Annotated in this window: 27 protein-coding genes and 1 pseudogene; 26 read left to right on the forward strand and 2 right to left on the reverse strand. The window is 50.4% G+C overall.

Features of this window, described 5'->3' with window-relative positions:
* Nucleotides 1-38 precede the first annotated feature (38 nt).
* From ACLEXF_RS02800 to ACLEXF_RS02860, 13 genes and pseudogenes are all read left to right on the forward strand, one after another.
* Nucleotides 39-293, forward strand: coding sequence for a hypothetical protein (locus ACLEXF_RS02800; RefSeq protein WP_047666494.1), 255 nt, complete (start codon nucleotides 39-41; stop codon nucleotides 291-293).
* The gene (locus ACLEXF_RS02805) at nucleotides 290-1,318 is read left to right on the forward strand and encodes a hypothetical protein (protein WP_117084502.1); all 1,029 of its coding nucleotides are present in this window, start codon (nucleotides 290-292) and stop codon (nucleotides 1,316-1,318) included. Before ACLEXF_RS02800 ends, ACLEXF_RS02805 begins: the two co-directional genes overlap by 4 nt.
* Before the next feature lie 26 nt (nucleotides 1,319-1,344).
* Complete coding sequence (locus tag ACLEXF_RS02810; RefSeq protein ID WP_047666496.1) at nucleotides 1,345-1,740, forward strand: hypothetical protein; 396 nt, start codon at nucleotides 1,345-1,347, stop codon at nucleotides 1,738-1,740.
* On the forward strand, nucleotides 1,740-1,961 hold the full coding sequence (locus ACLEXF_RS02815) for a hypothetical protein (protein ID WP_046619476.1): 222 nt from the start codon (nucleotides 1,740-1,742) through the stop codon (nucleotides 1,959-1,961). The genes ACLEXF_RS02810 and ACLEXF_RS02815 overlap by 1 nt, the downstream gene beginning before the upstream one ends.
* Nucleotides 1,954-2,742, forward strand: coding sequence for a ParB/RepB/Spo0J family partition protein (locus ACLEXF_RS02820; RefSeq protein WP_048964775.1), 789 nt, complete (start codon nucleotides 1,954-1,956; stop codon nucleotides 2,740-2,742). Before ACLEXF_RS02815 ends, ACLEXF_RS02820 begins: the two co-directional genes overlap by 8 nt.
* Nucleotides 2,739-3,815 carry a DGQHR domain-containing protein gene (locus tag ACLEXF_RS02825; RefSeq protein WP_046619482.1) on the forward strand — a complete coding sequence of 359 codons (1,077 nt, stop codon included), beginning with the start codon at nucleotides 2,739-2,741 and terminating at the stop codon, nucleotides 3,813-3,815. Before ACLEXF_RS02820 ends, ACLEXF_RS02825 begins: the two co-directional genes overlap by 4 nt.
* A complete protein-coding gene (locus tag ACLEXF_RS02830; protein ID WP_200790852.1) occupies nucleotides 3,808-4,650 on the forward strand; it encodes an ead/Ea22-like family protein in 843 nt (280 codons plus the stop codon). The genes ACLEXF_RS02825 and ACLEXF_RS02830 overlap by 8 nt, the downstream gene beginning before the upstream one ends.
* A gap of 211 nt (nucleotides 4,651-4,861) precedes the next feature.
* The gene (locus tag ACLEXF_RS02835) at nucleotides 4,862-5,263 is read left to right on the forward strand and encodes a hypothetical protein (protein ID WP_047666499.1); all 402 of its coding nucleotides are present in this window, start codon (nucleotides 4,862-4,864) and stop codon (nucleotides 5,261-5,263) included.
* A gap of 75 nt (nucleotides 5,264-5,338) precedes the next feature.
* Nucleotides 5,339-5,584, forward strand: a complete 246-nt coding sequence (locus tag ACLEXF_RS02840) for a hypothetical protein (RefSeq protein ID WP_046619486.1) — start codon at nucleotides 5,339-5,341, stop codon at nucleotides 5,582-5,584.
* Nucleotides 5,585-6,105: 521 nt separating this feature from the next.
* Nucleotides 6,106-6,414, forward strand: a complete 309-nt coding sequence (locus ACLEXF_RS02845) for a Ref family recombination enhancement nuclease (protein WP_023312768.1) — start codon at nucleotides 6,106-6,108, stop codon at nucleotides 6,412-6,414.
* Nucleotides 6,407-7,036: pseudogene (locus ACLEXF_RS02850) on the forward strand (phage N-6-adenine-methyltransferase); the annotation flags it as partial. The gene ACLEXF_RS02845 and the pseudogene ACLEXF_RS02850, both read left to right, overlap by 8 nt.
* 11 nt (nucleotides 7,037-7,047) lie before the next feature.
* Complete coding sequence (locus tag ACLEXF_RS02855) at nucleotides 7,048-7,647, forward strand: hypothetical protein (protein WP_102035568.1); 600 nt, start codon at nucleotides 7,048-7,050, stop codon at nucleotides 7,645-7,647.
* A gap of 285 nt (nucleotides 7,648-7,932) precedes the next feature.
* Nucleotides 7,933-8,121: a hypothetical protein gene (locus ACLEXF_RS02860; RefSeq protein ID WP_047666500.1), complete on the forward strand. Its 189-nt coding sequence runs from the start codon at nucleotides 7,933-7,935 to the stop codon at nucleotides 8,119-8,121.
* 3 nt (nucleotides 8,122-8,124) lie between these two features.
* On the opposite strand, the gene ACLEXF_RS02865 is transcribed toward ACLEXF_RS02860, so the two are convergent.
* Nucleotides 8,125-8,409, reverse strand: a complete 285-nt coding sequence (locus ACLEXF_RS02865; protein ID WP_234978210.1) for a DUF2622 domain-containing protein — start codon at nucleotides 8,407-8,409, stop codon at nucleotides 8,125-8,127.
* A gap of 22 nt (nucleotides 8,410-8,431) precedes the next feature.
* Complete coding sequence (locus tag ACLEXF_RS02870) at nucleotides 8,432-8,587, reverse strand: hypothetical protein (RefSeq protein ID WP_174140822.1); 156 nt, start codon at nucleotides 8,585-8,587, stop codon at nucleotides 8,432-8,434.
* Between the two features lie 248 nt (nucleotides 8,588-8,835).
* On the opposite strand from ACLEXF_RS02870, the gene ACLEXF_RS02875 reads away from it, so the two are divergent.
* From ACLEXF_RS02875 to ACLEXF_RS02935, 13 genes are all read left to right on the forward strand, one after another.
* Nucleotides 8,836-9,681 carry a TAXI family TRAP transporter solute-binding subunit gene (locus ACLEXF_RS02875; RefSeq protein ID WP_181937532.1) on the forward strand — a complete coding sequence of 282 codons (846 nt, stop codon included), beginning with the start codon at nucleotides 8,836-8,838 and terminating at the stop codon, nucleotides 9,679-9,681.
* Between the two features lie 764 nt (nucleotides 9,682-10,445).
* A complete protein-coding gene (locus ACLEXF_RS02880; protein WP_047666502.1) occupies nucleotides 10,446-10,835 on the forward strand; it encodes a phage holin family protein in 390 nt (129 codons plus the stop codon).
* The gene (locus ACLEXF_RS02885; protein WP_047666503.1) at nucleotides 10,825-11,103 is read left to right on the forward strand and encodes a phage holin family protein; all 279 of its coding nucleotides are present in this window, start codon (nucleotides 10,825-10,827) and stop codon (nucleotides 11,101-11,103) included. Before ACLEXF_RS02880 ends, ACLEXF_RS02885 begins: the two co-directional genes overlap by 11 nt.
* The gene (locus ACLEXF_RS02890) at nucleotides 11,103-11,747 is read left to right on the forward strand and encodes a glycoside hydrolase family 19 protein (RefSeq protein WP_047666504.1); all 645 of its coding nucleotides are present in this window, start codon (nucleotides 11,103-11,105) and stop codon (nucleotides 11,745-11,747) included. The genes ACLEXF_RS02885 and ACLEXF_RS02890 overlap by 1 nt, the downstream gene beginning before the upstream one ends.
* Nucleotides 11,737-12,006, forward strand: a complete 270-nt coding sequence (locus ACLEXF_RS02895; protein ID WP_234978275.1) for a hypothetical protein — start codon at nucleotides 11,737-11,739, stop codon at nucleotides 12,004-12,006. Before ACLEXF_RS02890 ends, ACLEXF_RS02895 begins: the two co-directional genes overlap by 11 nt.
* Nucleotides 11,963-12,163, forward strand: coding sequence for a hypothetical protein (locus tag ACLEXF_RS02900; protein ID WP_234978279.1), 201 nt, complete (start codon nucleotides 11,963-11,965; stop codon nucleotides 12,161-12,163). Before ACLEXF_RS02895 ends, ACLEXF_RS02900 begins: the two co-directional genes overlap by 44 nt.
* Nucleotides 12,164-12,233: 70 nt before the next feature.
* On the forward strand, nucleotides 12,234-12,722 hold the full coding sequence (locus tag ACLEXF_RS02905; RefSeq protein ID WP_031592522.1) for a hypothetical protein: 489 nt from the start codon (nucleotides 12,234-12,236) through the stop codon (nucleotides 12,720-12,722).
* Between the two features lie 84 nt (nucleotides 12,723-12,806).
* Nucleotides 12,807-13,196, forward strand: a complete 390-nt coding sequence (locus ACLEXF_RS02910; protein ID WP_234978276.1) for a hypothetical protein — start codon at nucleotides 12,807-12,809, stop codon at nucleotides 13,194-13,196.
* 90 nt (nucleotides 13,197-13,286) lie between these two features.
* Nucleotides 13,287-13,478, forward strand: a complete 192-nt coding sequence (locus ACLEXF_RS02915) for a hypothetical protein (RefSeq protein WP_104458559.1) — start codon at nucleotides 13,287-13,289, stop codon at nucleotides 13,476-13,478.
* Between the two features lie 115 nt (nucleotides 13,479-13,593).
* Nucleotides 13,594-13,839 carry a DUF2560 family protein gene (locus ACLEXF_RS02920; protein ID WP_234978277.1) on the forward strand — a complete coding sequence of 82 codons (246 nt, stop codon included), beginning with the start codon at nucleotides 13,594-13,596 and terminating at the stop codon, nucleotides 13,837-13,839.
* A 158-nt stretch (nucleotides 13,840-13,997) separates the two neighbouring features.
* Entirely contained in the window at nucleotides 13,998-14,339 is a 342-nt protein-coding gene (locus ACLEXF_RS02925; RefSeq protein ID WP_047666509.1) for an HNH endonuclease signature motif containing protein, read from the forward strand.
* A gap of 178 nt (nucleotides 14,340-14,517) precedes the next feature.
* Nucleotides 14,518-14,982, forward strand: coding sequence for a phage terminase small subunit P27 family (locus ACLEXF_RS02930; RefSeq protein WP_038808146.1), 465 nt, complete (start codon nucleotides 14,518-14,520; stop codon nucleotides 14,980-14,982).
* Complete coding sequence (locus tag ACLEXF_RS02935) at nucleotides 14,936-16,672, forward strand: terminase large subunit (protein ID WP_025713389.1); 1,737 nt, start codon at nucleotides 14,936-14,938, stop codon at nucleotides 16,670-16,672. The genes ACLEXF_RS02930 and ACLEXF_RS02935 overlap by 47 nt, the downstream gene beginning before the upstream one ends.
* Nucleotides 16,673-16,674: the final 2 nt, after the last annotated feature.

Consider the following 16,674-nt stretch of genomic DNA (forward strand, 5'->3'; position numbering starts at 1 on the left):
GTTAAAGCGCCGTAACTCCACTAACTCTGGAGGTGACTATGTGTAACCACTCTGCTGCTGAACTGATTGCGCGTCTGAAACGTGCTTATCCGGCATATGAGCCGTCCGAAATGGGTAATGCCTGTGATGGTATCCCTAAGGCCGGATCTCGCTTCCAGCACAGGCACAAGAGCCACATGGTGACGGTAATTAGTGCAACTGACAAAGATGTGTCCTATCGCAAAGCTTGCGGGAAAGTTGGCTGGATGGGGTTACGTGAGTTTTTACGGCTACACAATGAGGTTTTGGTATGAGCAATCAGGTATTTGAAATTGTTCAGGCCATGTCAGGGCAGGGGAACTGCATAACGATTCCCGGCCCGTATCTGGATTTCTTTGCAGGAGACAGGCAGCAGCATTTGCTGGCAGCGATTCTCAATCAGCTGGTGTTCTGGTCGGGTAAGTCGAGTCTGGATGATGGCTGGTTTTACAAGGAGCATGCGGCGCTCGCGAAAGAGGTTCGTGTTCTTGAAGGTGATGTTGTTAGAAGGGCTATTTACAAAATCACTGAGCAATATTTGCCTGGTGTTATCCAGGAAGATACCCGTCAGGTGAACGGCACACCGAAGAAGCACTACCGCATCGATCAGGAAGAACTGATGCACAAGATTTTCCCGGCAATACTGGATTCGGCACAAACGCCGAATCGGAATAAGCCATTGAAAGAATTGGAAACGGCACAAACGCCGAATGCAAACGGCACAAACGCCGAATGCATTCGGCATAAACGCCATATCCAGGATTCGGCACAAACGCCGAATGGAAACGGCACAAACGCCGAATCCTATCTCTATACAGATCTTAAAAATACAGATCTTAAAACAGATCTCAAAAACCACTCGGGAGAGATTTCTCCTGTGGATAACTTTTCTGAATCGACTCAGAAAACTGTCATCCCGGAAGCAGTCATTCCTGACGCTACCGATGACGATTTCGATCTCGCTACGTGGTTCTGGTCGACCATCATCGAGCTGTATGAACGCGCAGCAGAGTTCGACGGCACTCTGGCAAAACCGAGAGAGCCGAACTTCGCAGCCTGGGCGCAAGAAATTTGCATGCTGCGCCAGGAGCACGGCTGCAGCCATGACCAAATCCGCACCATGATTGAGCGCATTCAGCGCGATCAGTTCTGGTGCTCCCGAGTTCAATCCGTGAAAACCCTACGCAGCAAATGGCAGGAGCTGGCTCTGAAGTTATGCCCGGCAAACCTGGCAACCGGCAGCTCGTTCGGTGTGAGCAGCAAACTGGATACCGACATCCCGAAAGGTTTCCGGGGCTAACAAATTTAACCGTGAGGATATCTCTGATGGAAAAAATTACTGACGTGCTGAAAGAGCAGGAGAAAGTCACCTGCCGTGAGCTGGCGGTCTATTTCGACCTGACAGCACCTGAAATGCTGGCCCGCCTGATGGTGCTGGAGCGCGAAGGCAAAGCGCAAAACCTGAATGGCTACTGGATGCCGGGTGGAAGCACCGAGCCCGCAGCGATAACCAGCAAGCTCACAGAGCTGGATATCAAGTTGCTCCAGTCGGTGCCGGTTGGCGTCTGGTTTGAGTGGCAGTCCCTGGCTGGTTTCGTTGATCGCCCTCGCTACCGCTGTGAACGTCTGGTGGCCGCCGGGTTTATGAATTCAAAGGTTACTAATCCTGGCAATCCGCACCACGGCATTAAATTCCAGAAAATCCGCGAGGTGACCCGGTGATGCGAGAGATACCTGATTGCCCGGTCTGTGGTTCCGCTGCTGAGTTTTATTTTCGGGATTACCCAGCTGGCGCCTGTTCCGGGGCCCTGAAATGCCCTTACGGACATATCCGCGTACAGGATAGTTACTGGGCTGGTGGCATGAGCAAATCGAAAATCCGGCTGATTGAAAAATGGTCTCAGCAGGTCGAACAGAAAAAAGGTGAAGTGAAAAATGGCTAAAAACTCGATCGACGCGTATGGCGCCAGCGGCAAAACCAACGTTCTGATGTTCGAACCGGAAAACCTGCACCTGGTTACCGACAAAACGCACCCGCTTTACGATGAGCGTATCCACCTGCCTATCAGCGAGGCAATGGTGCTGAACATCATGGACCAGGGCGTTCTTGAGCCGATTATCGTCTGGAAAGACCCCGAAAGCGGTCTGGCCTGTGTGGTGGATGGTCGTCAGCGCGTGCGCCATACACTGGAAGCCAACAAGCGTCTGTCCAAAGAGGGTAAAGAGCCGTTACTGGTTCCGGCAGTCACTAAACGTGGCTCCGCCATTCGCATGGCGCAGGCGATGGTAAGTGCTAACGAAATCCGCCAGGCAGATACGCCACTGGGCCGAGCAAAGAAAATGGCTGATGCGCTGGAACGCGGGCACGACGAGGACGATTTAGCGCTGATGTTTGGCGTGAGTGTCCAGACCGTACGCGCAACTCTGTCACTGCTGGATGCCACCCAGGCTGTTCGCGATGCAGTGGAGTCCGGAACGGTCACCGTTACCCAGGCGCGTCAGCTGGCATCGCTTAAACCCGAAGAGCAGCGGGAGAAGGTCTCTGAAATCGAAGCGGCAACTGCTGGCACAACCGGTCATGAAAAAGCCCGGCGTCAGCGTCAGATCCTCGGTGATGCAAAGCCACGCCTGAAAACCCGCAAAGAAATCACAAAAGCCCTGGAATCAGCCGAGGGTGAGTATGCAAGCGCACTTCGTTGGGTGCTTGGGGAGGAATCATTATGAGCAAAATAGGCGATCATTTCTTTGAATTTCCGGCGTCGCGTGGAACTCAGGGGGATTCAATTGTCCTTATGCTGACAGTACCTGCACGGACACTAACGCGAGTCCTCGCCAGCGATAATTACGGGGACACCCTTGATCGATCTCAGCGAGAACTGAACCCCACCAGGGCGAAAAAGTTTTATCAGTATCTCCTTGAAGCATACGAGAACAAGGAGCCGTTCATTATTCCGCCACTTGTGGGTAACTGCGACTCGTATGTTGAATTCGAAGAGTTCGGAAACACTAATGTCGGGGTGGCCCGTTTCCCGATGGATGCCGAGATTAAATTGTTTGATGGTCAGCATCGTGCAGCCGGTATTGCGGAATATTGCCGCACCATTGATGAACCTATCCATGTTCCGATGATGCTTACTCTGCAGTTGCCACTGAAGACGCGGCAGCAGTTTTTCTCGGACATTAACAACAATGTTTCTAAGCCATCTGCGGCTATCAACATGGCCTATAACGGGCGCGATAAGAACGCGCAGGAGATGGTCAGCTTTATCAGTTCACACGACGTCTTTTCTGAAGTCACCGATTTTGAGCATAACGTCGTTCCCGCTAAAAGCGATAAGTGGGTGAGCTTCAAGGCCCTTAGTGATGCCACGGCAAAATTTTCAGATTCCTGCTCGCAGGATGATCTTGAAGGATTATGGAATGCGTGGCTTATGCTGACAGGTTTAGATGATATTCGCCGCGGCACGAATCAGGCCGAATATAAACGCGAGTATATCCAGTTCCATGCTGTGATGATCAACGCCTTCGGCTACGCAGTGCAGCGGTTAAGCGAAGGGCGGGGAATTCGCGGTGTCACGCTGATGATTGAGGACTTGGTAATGAATACCGGCATTGCCGAGCGTGAAGATTTTTTCCTCATTTCATCATGGGACGGGATTTGCGCCAGCTGTGAGAAAGCCAGGCCAACGGTCATTGCGAATGTATCTGCTCAAAAGGCGGCTGCAGCACGTCTGATGGATGCCATCGTGAATAAAAACTTGTCTGTTAGCCGCGGTAAGGAGGCCAGCCATGACTGATATCACCGAACTGGCGCAGCGTATGAAGACTGCTGCAGAGAAAGCGACGCCGGGCGAATGGTGGGCCGACGAAGTTAAAAACGAAGGATGCTACGGGTCTGGCGATGGCTGCGTGGAGGGATTCACCTCATACGCAATTTATGGCTCTGACGGGCAAACCCTCTTTGATTCGCTCAACAGTGACGCCGCCTGCATCTGTGAGGAATACGACGGCGAGGGGCATGTGGCATGGGATGAGGCGGCGCAGCGTAATGCCGAATTCATCGCCCTGGCTAACCCTGCCAACGTCCTCGCGCTGGTAGAGGCGCTGGAGCGTAAGGAAGAGCAGCGCGCTAACTGGTTCCAGATGGCGCAGAAATTAGGGGAAAACTTGGATACGGCAGAGAAGCGCATCGCCGAGCTGGAGTCCCGCTCCGTGAAGCTGTCCCCTGAGCTTTACACAATCGGTGATCTTATCAGGACGCAGGACAACCGCATTACCGATCAGCCCATGTTCGTCGTTTTCCAGAAGCGTGAAATTATCGGAAGCGACGAGCACTCGCCTAGCCGAATTTGCTGGGTATGGGATGGTGAAGAGGTCAGCGAACTGAGAGCCAAGCGGCTGGAAGCGCTTTATCAGGATGGTCGCGACACTCGCGGATATGACCGATACGCGATGCAGGAAGTAGATGAGTTTGTTACTGCCTGCTTTACCGAGCATGGATGCAAAGACTACCTGCGCCAGAACGGCCATAACCTGCGGTTGCCGTACATTTACGCCTGCGGTTCTTTCCGAAATAACGAATATCAGCTGGTTAGAAATTGGCTCGCTGGCATCAAGGTGGAGGCTGAGTGATGGCTATAGAAAACCCGAGTTCATGCCCGCACTGCGGCGGTGAGAATGGATTCCACACGAAAGAGGTTGTGGATTTCAAGCAGTTTTATGCTTGGGATGGTTCATTCCTTGAGGGGCAGCACACCAGCGGCATTCGCGGCGGGAAAGCATTCTACTGCTGCGACTGCGGTCGGAATATAACATCGCGCATCAATAAGCCAGGAGCCAACCAATGACCAGCAAATTAACCAGAGAGCGCCTGCAGGAAATCGCTGAAGATGGATTCCTGAAGCATGGTGAAAGCAAAGAACTTGCCCGCATGGTTCTGGCTGCAATGGACAGCGAGCCGGTGGCGTGGACATGGCACTATCGTGAGCAATGGCATGTCACAAACGATAAACGCCGCGCAGAATTTGTCGCAAAAGATGGTGATGTGTCTGTGCTGCCACTCTATCGCCACGCGCAGCCGGTGCCGGTAGTCAGCGCGGACCTGCTTCATACCGCAGCCTCAGCGATAGAGGACCTGTTGGAGCATACCGACCCTAACACTAGTTATTATTCTGGCGTGTGGGCTGATGTACCTGGTAAGTTGCGCGCCGCCATGCTCGCAGCCGCCCCGCAGGAGGTGAAGTGATGGTTTACTCATTAAATATAAAGAAATATCATCACTTGCCAATATTAATGGTTCAAAATTAAAAAAGAGGTAATCATGCAAGTAGATATTTATAATAGTAATATCAAGAAGTTGAAATTTTTAGTTGTACCAAATGGTGCCACTGTTTCTGGCGCTGCGTTGAACTTGACGGATACAGACTTCTCGAGCGTATCATTGTTTAAATCTAATGTTACGTTGCAACAGGGCTTGGTGGGGCTTAACTTTGCCAAAGCTACATCTGATCTTGCAAGTCAGGGCTATCATATTGTTGAAATTTCGGTAAATATAGAAGTCAGTTAATTGCTTTGATTTTCTACAATCAACCAGCCATAATTACCTCGTCAGCCTGAGCAACTGACGACTTACTTCCGGCGCCAAGTGGGGACACATGGCGCAAAAAGTTAAAAACACTCGGATCAAAGATTTGTATGCAATAACGTTGCTGATTTTAATAATTGTGCAAGTTGTTGTAGTGAATGCGGTATTTATCTGTGTGGGGCTTGGGTTTCTGGGACTATCTGATGAGGTTCTGAAGATTTTCGCTGGATGCTCGATGCCCCATATCTGTGGTCTTGTCTACTGCGTCGTCAATTCTGTTTTCCGAGCAAAAAAATGAAAAGCCTTCTCTTCGGAGAGGGCTTTTTTATTGAGTGAACCTGACCTATAATCTCTGTGGGCCTGAACAACCCAGCTTATCGACTACTGTGCCACGGAGAAAAACCGATGGCGCAGAAGAAACACCCTCAAAAGATTTACACCCTGACACCGGCTATCACTAACGCTGGTGTTTCTGCTTGTCTGTCGCACCAGGGCGGTGCGATATGAGCAAATCCAAAACCAAGGCTGAAAAACTCCATCTGAGCCGCGTAGCTGCGCTGGGTTGCATCGTATGCCGGAACCTTAATTACGGCGAATCGCCTGCTGAAATCCATCACTGCAGCTCTGGTACTGGCTTATCTGTCCGCGCTGATAACTTCCATGTCATTCCGCTATGCCATGCCCATCACCGTACTGGTGGCTACGGCGTTGCTATTCATGCTGGCCGTAAGTCATGGGAAGAAAAGTTCGGTACTGAGGCTGAGTTACTGAGTCAGGTACTCCTGGAGTTAGGGGAGACCGTGAATGACTAATTTTTACTGTGAAGCCCTTACGGCGCTGCGTTCAGCACCCCATCACTATTTAAAAGAAGTCGGCGATCAGTGGCGAACTCCGGATCCGCTGTTCTGGGGTATTAACGCGATGTTTGGCCCGCTGATGCTGGACCTGTTCGCAGACGACAGCAATGCAAAATGTCCTGTCTGGTACACCGCGGAAGATAACGCACTGACGCAGGACTGGTCGGAAATGCTTTCCTCAATCGGCGGCGCAGCCTACGGAAACCCGCCTTACAGCCGCTCTCAGTACCACGAAAAGCAAGCTATCACTGGTATGACGCACATCATGAACTATGCAGCTGCGCAACGAGAGAAGGGCGGTCGCTATGTCTTCCTGGTGAAGTCAGCAACAAGCGAAACGTGGTGGCCGGAAGATGCGGATCACGTCTGCTTTATTCGTGGGCGAATTGGTTTCGATCTGCCCGAGTGGTTTAAGCCAGCTGACGACAAACAAAGGCCGACCAGTGCGTTTTTCGCTGGCGCCATTGTCGTGTTTGATAAGTCATGGGCTGGAGAGCGGTTTAGTTACATCAGTCGAGCGGTGCTTGAAGCAAAGGGCCGCGCATTTATGTCACTGGCGCAGTTTGCTGCTGGTAAGGGAGATATTGCATGACACCACTTCAACGCCGCAGACAAAACACCGCTATGTCAGAGGTCGCGATCGCCACGCACAAACGATACCTTGGGCGCCCTGAGTTATTGACTGGCATCCAGTCAGCCTGGATTAAGTCACTTCTTACTGTATGGGGGGAAAGCCAGAGAGGGGAGGTATACCCGCGTAAGCCCACAGTGCACTCTTGCTGGTGGTCAGTTAAGGGGGAAAGATGGTCAGATAAAGCGTTAGAGCGCTTTACCGCGGCAATTGAGCAGGCAAGGGCAGAGGGCTTTCGTGGGCCCAATGCTCTGAAGCGTGCGCAGGTAATTCTCTGGCCGAAGCAGGAGAGCAGCGTGATAGATACCGCCATCAGTAACGATGACGCTGACTTTATGGAGAAGTGCGTACTGGATGCTTTTGAGGTTACCGACCCGATTTACATCGTCGGAATGAATTACTACACAACCAGAAAAAAAATATCGGACATAACCAGAGAGCTTCAGAAGCTGGCGCCCTGGCTGACGGCGGACCAGTCGAGAGAGCGTGTGAAATGGTGCCTCAAGATATTTCAGGGTAAGGCATTTTTAGCCGCCCGCAAAAACCTGAGAAGTTAGCTGTTTTAGCTTTTTGTGCTCTTTATTGAAATTGACATTGATTTTCACCCAGAAGTTTAGATAATTCATTCATGCTTGGCAGAGCTGCGCCGCGATGGCAGCGATGAGAAGCGACAATTTGAACATGACGAAAGCCCCGCCCTTGCGGGGTTTTTGCTTTCCGGCGATACGACAGGGGTATTCGCGAGATGCATTGCATCAGTACCCCTGTCACATCGTCGTAGAGCAATACCCACAACTCCTAAGCCTCGGTACTCGCCGGGGCTTTTCTATTTTGGAGTATCTATGAAATTTAAAGAACTCAGCCCAGCGACGGCTGATGCTGCCAGAAACGCTCTGACAGCAGCGATTGTTAATGCTTCCCCGACAACTAAAGAGAAGCTTGAAATGATCGCTGAGGGAATTGCTGCGGCATTTATTAAACTGGAGCACTTTGATGGTGCTCCGGATGAGTGTGATGATGGTATTCGATAGACCCTATACTATCTTCAACCCTCTGATCGCCCTGCCAGCAGATTTAGTTACAAGTACCCGGGAGTAATTTTTTACAGAATCAGCTATTGCTTTGACCTCATCTGCCACCTGAGCCTCATTTTTGGTTGAGTTTGTGTAGGTATATTCAGCATCAGGTAATTGATAAGTTGTCCCCGAGCTTGCTGTAACTTCACGAGAGTAACCTTTCGCAGCCATCTTTTTGTGCAAGGTGTCGTAATCATCCCTGTCAGCATTTTGCATTTCGACACGAACAGTAAAAACGGACATAGAATCCTCCATACTCGATGTTTTATTTCTGTACAACTGAGATTATTTTGAAATTTGGAGCACTATAGAACTTAGATTTAATTTGCTCCTTTGCTTGTGCGGCGCTGCTTGCAGTGACGGTAACGGTGGCAACACCGCTACCATTTTGAAATTTAACTTCGAATCGTTTATCGCTCATTTAAATTAACCTCTCACCCATGATTAATGTGTTGATCTTCGCAAATCAACGATATCAGACTGGTGAAAAAGTCGCCATACGGCGACAGCCAATAAAGGCTCGCATTCGCGGGCCTTTTTCATATCCGCACCTGTGCCGGTGCATATCATCCTCAGAGCCTTAACAGGGTTGAGCCACAGATGGGTCGCGTGACTTCTCTGAGGGCGATCACCTCTGGGCACTGGCTCACCCCTGTAAAGGAAAGTCACATGAAAAAGTTAGTCATGGCCGCCATTGCGGTCGCTTCGTTGTGCCTGAGTAATGCCGCTTCGGCTGCTGAAGTCGTCATTACTACCGGCCAGCAGGGTCTTACCTACAATGCGGTGTACGGCGTGAACCTCGCCAGCGCCATGAGTGAGTATGGTTATAGTTCGACGGTGATCCCCAGCAAAGGCTCTCTGGACAACCTCGACAAGGTGGCCAGCGGTACCGCCCAAATCGGTTTCACCCAGGCTGATGCTTTCCAGTTCTGGCGCAGTCGGCACAGCAACGAAGCGCAGAAGGTGGACATCATCGGCGAACTGGCTGATGAATGCGTTTTTGTCGCGGTGAAGAAGGGCGGCAAGATCAGCGATGAAGGGGATTTAAAGGCTGGTGTGAAAATCGCAGTTGGTGAGCCAACCAGCGGTTCTTATGCCTCCTGGCAATATCTGCAGGGGCTGGAAAAAGACTACGCAAAAGTCGAGACCTACGCCAAAGGCGGTGTGCGCTCTCTGGCGAAAGTCACCACTGGCGAGTATGACGCCTTCCTCTGGGTATCAGCGCCGGACCGGTCGAATAAGTTTCTGGAGGCGGTTAATCAGGAAGGCAGCGGCCTGACGATGATCGACATAAACGGCTGGCACGTAGACGATAAGTTGCCTAACGGGAAGCCGGTGTACGAACTGAAAAAGGCGGTGACCGAATCCGGTTGGCTGAGCGATTCGAAGGTGAAGGTTCCCTGCACTAAGACGCTGGTGGTCGCCAATAACGATGCGGGTGATGACATGCTGGAAACGGCCTCGACTGTCCTGTTGAAAAACCTAAGCCGGGTGCTCGGCACCAACGGTAAATAACCATGCTGCGCAGGCTGTGTTTCTGGGTGTTGTTCACTATCGCGTTACTTGTTGCCTGGCGACTGGCGGGGCTGCTGCTAGATCTGGTGCTATTAGTCGTCATTGTTGTGGCGCTGATACTCAGATGAGATTCGTAGGGTGCGCGGTAGATCCCTCAACCCAATGACTGTTTGTTCTAGGGCTGTTTTGGCTCTCATATTCCACTCGAAAGGTTTTGCTGCATACCCTATAATCCGCCTCAGTAATCGTAGGGGAACGCAATGAAAAGCATTCGACTGTTTATAGGTGTTGTGATTATAGGTGCTCTGTCGGGGTGCGCAGCAGTCCAGTATAATGATGGTGAAAAGGTCAGTATTCAGTCCGATGCTTGGTACGGACTGGATAGTTTGCATAACACAGCTGTTAAGGCGTGCCAGCAATATGGCAAATCGAAAGCAGTTTATCTCCATAGCGCTAATATGAACCCGAACTTACCGAAAGGTAGTGGGGTGCAAAATACTATCTGGAAATGTGAGCCATAAGCATGTCTAATTTTAATATCGCATCTAAATCGAAAGATGAGCAAGACAAGGTTAACGTCGACCTATATCGAGATGGCAAAGCATAACACCAAAAAAAGGTAGTAGACCAGCCCTGCTTATTGGTTTTTCAAATCCCAATGTTCCGTCGCTGAATATTTCTAAATCAATTTAGGGCTTGCCATCGTGCAGGCTTTTTTTATTCCCCTCGCTTATGAGAGGACTCACAGCAATAGAGGGGGCTAAATGTCCGATCCTGTCTCTGGTACTTCAGTTGCGGCCGGCGGCCTGATGGGGGCCAGCATGTTCGGCCTGGCTACCGGAATAGATTACGGCGTTGTATTTGGTGCGTTCGCCGGGGCGGTTTTTTACGTGGCCACGGCAGCTAACATATCCCGCGGAAAGCTGGTGGCTTACTTCATGACGTCATTCATTGTTGGCGTTCTCGGCGCCGGACTGGTGGGCTCAAAGCTATCAAGCTGGACCGGCTACAGCGATCGCCCGCTTGACGCACTGGGCGCCGTGTTGCTTTCGGCGATGATCATTAAAGTGCTGACGTTCCTTAACAGCCAGGACCTGAATAGCTTGTTCAATATGCTTACCCGGTTCCGGGGAGGAGGTTCAAGTGGTAAATGATCCTTCAGCGCTGGCGAATGTAGTCATTTGCGCAGTAATTGTTCTGGCCCTGATGTTCTACCAGCGTGGTGGCTCCCGGCACAGACCGGGAATATCTGTTCTGGCTTATCTCATGGTGCTGGTTTATGCCAGTATCCCGTTCCGCTTCCTGTTTGGTCTATATGAGTCATCCCACTGGCTGGTGGTGCTGGCAAACATTCTTATCTGCGGTGCCGTTCTCTGGTTCAGAGGGAACGTCGCACGTCTGGTTGATGCACTGAGGCACTGATGAACCAATCACAATTTCAAAAGGCGGCTGGTATAAGCGCCGAGTTAGCTGCGCGCTGGTATCCGCATATTACAGCCGCGATGAAAGAATCCGGTATTACCACTCCCCTGGCTCAGGCGATGTTTATTGCTCAGTGCGGGCATGAAAGCACCGGGTTCAGCCGTCTGGTCGAGAGTTTTAACTACAGCATTGCAGGTCTGGCTAATTTTGTTAAAGCCAAACGCCTTACGCAGGATCAGGCCAATTCACTTGGGCGCCGGCAGAGCGAACCTTCACTCCCATTACAGCGTCAGCGTGCAATTGCCAATCTGGTGTACAGCAAGCGGATGGGTAACAACGCCGCCGGTGATGGTTGGCTCTATCGTGGTCGCGGAATTATCCAGGTCACGGGGCTGAACAATTACCGAACCTGCGGTGACGCCTTAACGGTCGATTTAGTTGCTCAGCCAGAACTACTGGCTCAGGACAATTATGCCGCTCGCAGCGCAGCATGGTTCTTTGTGACGAATGGTTGCCTCAAATGGGGCGGAGACCTTGAGCGAGTGACCCAGATTATCAACGGTGGGCAGAATGGTATTGATGACCGTCGCGCTCGCTTCCTCAAAGCTAAATCAGTTCTGGTGTGGGGTTCTGATGGGGATTGAAATGATTATGGGTCTGGTCGCCGCCTTGCTGGCCATTATCGCTGGTGCATTTGGGTTAGGACATTCACGCGGAACCAGTAAAGCAGAAGCTAAAGCAGAGCTGCAGCGCACCGAAGAGAACGCAGCTGCCAGCGTCGCAGCGGCAGAACGCAAAGCGGAAGTCACGAAAGGGGCCAGCAATGTACAGCAGACTGTTAGCCATATGCCTGATGACGATGTTGATCGGGAGCTGCGCGAAATCTTTACCCGCAAAACCTGAAGTCATCGACACCGCCTGCGACTGGGTGCGGATCATCTACCTGACCGACCACGATATCGACGTGCTGGACAAGCAGACCAAGCGCGACATTCTGGCGCACAACAAATCAGTGCTGGTGAACTGCCCGCAACAAACCGACAAGGCTACTAATAGCTAATAAAAACTGTTGCATCAACACAGCATGAGCATTATATCAGGGAAGACGACACAGTAAGGAGTGCTGCAAGATGAACTTAATGATGGGTGTATTCGGTTCCAGCAACAGGGGAAAAAGTGAAACGCTAATATTTCTGATAAAACTGTTTGAGCAAAGTGATCGCTATGCATCCTTTATGGCAGCAAAACCCCACCCTGGTGGAGAAAAGGATCTTATAGCTGTATTTGAGCGTGATGGACTTAAGATTGGGATATCCACTTTGGGGGATTTGGGCTCTCAGGTTGAAAAATCTACCAAAGAGTTAGCTGAGATGGGATGCAACGTGATCATCACTGCTACACGAACTCAGAAGAAAACAGTTGTTGCTTTTGAAAAGGTTGCTGAAGAGTTCAGTTTCAAAAAACTGTGGTTTGAAAAAAACAACAATATGAATGATTGTTGCAATAATTGGCCTAGTAAGCAGGAAGGGTTTGAGGCAATAAAAAGAAGCCGCTTTAATCAAAGTAATATGATGGATGCCAGTTTTATATTTAGCTACATCGACGGATTACCAGGTTGATTCGTTGGCAATAAATATCAAATACAAGTAAATACGATGCCTCGCAATAGCGGGGCTTTTTATTACCAGAAGCAGGAGAAGAAAATGTTTACCGTTAAGCAGATTATTAACAACGCCACCTCATTGTATGAGGCAAAAGAAATCACCGTTGCTCGCCCTGGCTCTGAGCAATGGCGTCAGGCTTTTGCTCTTGCTGATGAACTGGATGTTATGACGCCTGACATCATTGAGCATATCCCGATGTCCTATGAGGACCAAGATATGACGAAACCAGTTGGCGATGAGCATCAATTAACGGTCGAGCGTACTGGAGCAAACCGGGCTGATTGCATTGCCATTATTTGTTCAGGGATTCCTTCGCCAGCTTTCCCGGACATCCCTGAGCTTGGTGGTGTTGGATACCAATTCCTGTACAAGGGCGATCAGATTTACATCACCAACAGCCACGGTTCGACCATTGAAACCGTGAAGTAAGGCATTACAGAGCCACTTCCAGAGGTGGCTCGATAATATCTCCCTTCCTTGTGTTAATATTAATCAACACATTAAGACATAGGTGCGGATATGGAATGGATTAACATTGAAGATCAGGTCCCTGGGCCATTTGAAATGGTCATATTTGATACGGATAAAGGAATTGCCATTGGTTGCTTTGATGTTTTTGGGAAGCCAAAAGAAGCTATTTTCGGATTCACTGGCACCATAGCTCATTCTCAGTTCGAAGTGTTACGATGGATGCCATTGCCTACAAAGTGACGCATATAGCCATCACAAAGGCCACCTCTAACCAGGTGGCTTTTTTGATGGCATTACAGAAGACACTTCGAATAGTGGCTTCGATAATGCTCCCCACATCGCACAGAGGTAAGACATGTCAGAGATCACACCAGCAGAACAGATCCGACAGAATCTGTTTTCCACCCTGAACTACGACACAGCAGCCGCAAAAGAGGCGATTGCGTTCGTTCAGGATAGCCAGCTCAAATATCAGCTGTTCATCCAGCAGTACAGTCGCGTGACAACTGAATCCGAAGTGGTGGCGCGGACCATCAAAGCAGTTCAGGAATCGACCGAGGCGCTGGCGTTGTTTGATACCAGCACAGAAGCGAGCGGCTAAGGCTCAGGCTATTTTATAAAGCTCTGCAAATGGTGTCGGTAAAGCGCCATTGACAGAGTTTTATATAAGTTTTAAGGGGTGTTGTTTTCCGGGTTCTCGGGAATGTATCAGAGGAATCCAGCGGATTATTCTTTTTTGACAATCAATAGGCCGGAAGCATGAACAAAGAGCCCCGCATCTACGGCAGCAAGTGGGACCGTGAGCGTCTTATCTTCCTTCGTGCACACCCCTTATGCGTCATGTGCCAGGAGCAAGGCAGGGTGACAGCAGCTACGGTGGTTGATCACATCACCCCTCACAAACTGAAAGAGGCCCTGCGTTCTGGTGACAGCCAGGAAATAGCGAAAGCGCAAAAGCTTTTCTGGAGCCGGAAGAACTGGCAAGGGCTGTGTAAGCAGCACCATGACTCCACGAAGCAAAGAATGGAGAAGCGCGGCACCGTCATCGGCTGTGATGAAAATGGGATGCCACTGGACCCGGCTTCTCATTGGTTTAAGTGATAACCATTATCAATACACTTCAAAAGTGATTGTCATTTGAAATCATTAGCATTCAAATGATATCGATTCTCATCTGAGCGGGGCGGGGCAAAAGTTCAGAACCTCGAACCCAAATGACCGCCGCCAGTCCTTTTTGTGCACAACCGCGAAATGAAAAGTTTTTTTCCGGGAGGTTCCGATGGCAGGACGACGCCCGAAACCGACCCACCTCAAAGTGGTTACCGGCAACCCGGGCAAACGAAAACTCAACGATAAAGAACCCACGCCAGCTAAAGAAATTCCAGGCCCCCCAGCTCATCTTACCGACTGGGGTAAAGTGGCATGGGGTCGGCTGACTGTGCTTCTCGATGGTATGGGTGTTCTCACCGTTGCAGATACTTTGGCGCTTGAAAGGCTTTGCGATATTTATGCCGATATCCTGCAACTGCGCGACACCATCGCTGTAGAGGGCAGAACTTATACCGTCCAGACCGAGGGTGGTTTTCTGATAAAGGCCAACCCGGCAGTTTCAATGCTGGCTGATGCTGACCGTCGTTTTAAAAGTTACCTGGTTGAATTCGGTCTGACACCAGCGGCAAGGACGAAGGTGAAAGTGAATGGCGAAACCCCCGAAGAAGACACGCTCGACAAGTTCTTCGGTTGATCCGGCAACGCAGTATGCAAAGGATGTAACCTCTGGAAAAGAACTGGCCGGTCCTGACATTCGAAATGCCTGCCAGAGACACCTCAGGGATCTTGAATCTTGCCATGCACGAGGGCTCCATTGGGATGTTGAGGCAGCACAGCGCTCCATTGATTATTTTGCGAAAGTCCTCAAGCTTAACGGGGGCGATTTTGAAGGTGCGCCTTTTGTTCTGCTTCCATGGCAGTGTTTCATCGTCGGTTCGATTTTTGGCTGGAAAAATGCCAGAGGTTTTCGCCGGTTCCGAATGGTTTACGTGGAATCAGGAAAAGGATCTGGCAAATCCCCCCTTTCTGCCGGGATAGGTCTTTACTGTCTTACTGCAGATAAAGAACCTCGTGCTGAAGTTTATGCTGCTGCAACGAAAAAAGACCAGGCAATGGTCCTCTTTCGTGATGCGGTGGCTATGGTCGATCAGTCTCCGGCTCTTTCCGCACGCATACAGAAATCTGGCGGCGCCGGAAAAGAGTGGAACCTGGCTTTTCTTCAGGCTGGTTCATTCTTTCGCCCAATTAGTTCAGATGACGGACAGTCGGGTCCACGACCACATTGCGCTCTTATTGATGAAGTTCACGAGCATAAAAGCAATCAGGTTGTTGAAATGATGCGCGCCGGCACTAAAGGTCGCCGGCAGGCACTCATTTTTATGATCACCAACAGTGGACACGATAAAACCAGCGTCTGCTATGACTATCACGAATACGGTAGAAAGGTATCTGCCGGTTCGATAGAAGATGACAGTTTTTTCGCCTTTATTTGTTCACTGGATGAAGGTGACGATCCTTTCAAGGATGAGTCCTGCTGGAAAAAGGCTAACCCCTCGCTGGGTCACACGTTTGAAGAAAGCTATCTTCGTGAGCAGGTGACTCAGGCCCGGGGGATGCCTTCGAAAGAGAGTATTGTCAGGCGTCTCAACTTCTGTCAGTGGGTTGACGCGGCTAACCCGTGGATGAGCAGTGATGTCTGGATGGGATGTGAGGAAAACTTTGATCCAGATGAGCTGGAGGGTGAGGAATGCTACGGTGGCCTGGACTTGTCCGGATCCCGTGATTTGACTGCCCTGGCGCTGTTTTTTCCAAAACAACGCAAGTTGCTGGTGGAGTTCTGGACACCCAAAGATACCTTGCTCGAACGGGCTAAAACGGACCGGGTGCCTTATGACGCCTGGGAGCGCGATGGTCACATCCACACTACGCCAGGCAAAGCGGTGAAATACGGCTTTGTTGCCCAGCGTATTGCCGATCTGACGGAGAAGTTCGATATCAAGGCCATCGCCTTCGACCAGTATCGCATTAAATATCTTGAGCCGGAGCTTGAGGAAGCATCTGTTTCTGTTCCCTTAATCCCTCATGGGCAAGGGTATTACAAAGCGAAAGATTCCGGGCTGTGGATGCCTCACTCCATCGAATTGTTTGAAGAGTTGCTTGATGACAGCGTCATTATCATCAGGACGAACCCTTGTCTTCGCTGGAATGCGGCTTCAGCAGTGACGGAGGCTGATCAGAAAGAAAACCGAATTTTTGCCAAGAAAAAAAGTACCGGGCGTATCGATGGCATTGTAGCGGGCGCTATGGCAATCGGTGCCTCCGAAGGCTATGAGGATGATTCTGGCGATATCGACGACTTTTTCAGTAATCCCATCATTGTGTGAGT

The sequence above is a fragment of the Klebsiella pneumoniae complex sp. WS1778 genome, assembly GCF_049472055.1.
Classification (GTDB): Bacteria; Pseudomonadota; Gammaproteobacteria; order Enterobacterales; family Enterobacteriaceae; genus Klebsiella; species Klebsiella quasipneumoniae.

Excerpts from the sequence above, each read along its gene's own strand:
- ACLEXF_RS02890 (WP_047666504.1), top strand. The coding sequence starts at position 11,103 with ATGAACCAATCACAATTTCAAAAGGCGGCTGGTATAAGCGCCGAGTTA.
- ACLEXF_RS02835 (WP_047666499.1), top strand. The coding sequence starts at position 4,862 with ATGACCAGCAAATTAACCAGAGAGCGCCTGCAGGAAATCGCTGAAGAT.
- ACLEXF_RS02895 (WP_234978275.1), top strand. The coding sequence starts at position 11,737 with ATGGGGATTGAAATGATTATGGGTCTGGTCGCCGCCTTGCTGGCCATT.
- ACLEXF_RS02930 (WP_038808146.1), top strand. The coding sequence starts at position 14,518 with ATGGCAGGACGACGCCCGAAACCGACCCACCTCAAAGTGGTTACCGGC.
- ACLEXF_RS02865 (WP_234978210.1), bottom strand. The coding sequence starts at position 8,409 with ATGTCCGTTTTTACTGTTCGTGTCGAAATGCAAAATGCTGACAGGGAT.
- ACLEXF_RS02810 (WP_047666496.1), top strand. The coding sequence starts at position 1,345 with ATGGAAAAAATTACTGACGTGCTGAAAGAGCAGGAGAAAGTCACCTGC.
- ACLEXF_RS02820 (WP_048964775.1), top strand. The coding sequence starts at position 1,954 with ATGGCTAAAAACTCGATCGACGCGTATGGCGCCAGCGGCAAAACCAAC.
- ACLEXF_RS02925 (WP_047666509.1), top strand. The coding sequence starts at position 13,998 with ATGAACAAAGAGCCCCGCATCTACGGCAGCAAGTGGGACCGTGAGCGT.
- ACLEXF_RS02830 (WP_200790852.1), top strand. The coding sequence starts at position 3,808 with ATGACTGATATCACCGAACTGGCGCAGCGTATGAAGACTGCTGCAGAG.
- ACLEXF_RS02910 (WP_234978276.1), top strand. The coding sequence starts at position 12,807 with ATGTTTACCGTTAAGCAGATTATTAACAACGCCACCTCATTGTATGAG.
- ACLEXF_RS02935 (WP_025713389.1), top strand. The coding sequence starts at position 14,936 with ATGGCGAAACCCCCGAAGAAGACACGCTCGACAAGTTCTTCGGTTGAT.
- ACLEXF_RS02860 (WP_047666500.1), top strand. The coding sequence starts at position 7,933 with ATGAAATTTAAAGAACTCAGCCCAGCGACGGCTGATGCTGCCAGAAAC.
- ACLEXF_RS02920 (WP_234978277.1), top strand. The coding sequence starts at position 13,594 with ATGTCAGAGATCACACCAGCAGAACAGATCCGACAGAATCTGTTTTCC.
- ACLEXF_RS02815 (WP_046619476.1), top strand. The coding sequence starts at position 1,740 with ATGCGAGAGATACCTGATTGCCCGGTCTGTGGTTCCGCTGCTGAGTTT.
- ACLEXF_RS02880 (WP_047666502.1), top strand. The coding sequence starts at position 10,446 with ATGTCCGATCCTGTCTCTGGTACTTCAGTTGCGGCCGGCGGCCTGATG.
- ACLEXF_RS02845 (WP_023312768.1), top strand. The coding sequence starts at position 6,106 with ATGAGCAAATCCAAAACCAAGGCTGAAAAACTCCATCTGAGCCGCGTA.
- ACLEXF_RS02905 (WP_031592522.1), top strand. The coding sequence starts at position 12,234 with ATGAACTTAATGATGGGTGTATTCGGTTCCAGCAACAGGGGAAAAAGT.
- ACLEXF_RS02840 (WP_046619486.1), top strand. The coding sequence starts at position 5,339 with ATGCAAGTAGATATTTATAATAGTAATATCAAGAAGTTGAAATTTTTA.
- ACLEXF_RS02805 (WP_117084502.1), top strand. The coding sequence starts at position 290 with ATGAGCAATCAGGTATTTGAAATTGTTCAGGCCATGTCAGGGCAGGGG.
- ACLEXF_RS02915 (WP_104458559.1), top strand. The coding sequence starts at position 13,287 with ATGGAATGGATTAACATTGAAGATCAGGTCCCTGGGCCATTTGAAATG.
- ACLEXF_RS02800 (WP_047666494.1), top strand. The coding sequence starts at position 39 with ATGTGTAACCACTCTGCTGCTGAACTGATTGCGCGTCTGAAACGTGCT.
- ACLEXF_RS02825 (WP_046619482.1), top strand. The coding sequence starts at position 2,739 with ATGAGCAAAATAGGCGATCATTTCTTTGAATTTCCGGCGTCGCGTGGA.
- ACLEXF_RS02875 (WP_181937532.1), top strand. The coding sequence starts at position 8,836 with ATGAAAAAGTTAGTCATGGCCGCCATTGCGGTCGCTTCGTTGTGCCTG.
- ACLEXF_RS02855 (WP_102035568.1), top strand. The coding sequence starts at position 7,048 with ATGACACCACTTCAACGCCGCAGACAAAACACCGCTATGTCAGAGGTC.
- ACLEXF_RS02900 (WP_234978279.1), top strand. The coding sequence starts at position 11,963 with ATGTTGATCGGGAGCTGCGCGAAATCTTTACCCGCAAAACCTGAAGTC.
- ACLEXF_RS02870 (WP_174140822.1), bottom strand. The coding sequence starts at position 8,587 with ATGAGCGATAAACGATTCGAAGTTAAATTTCAAAATGGTAGCGGTGTT.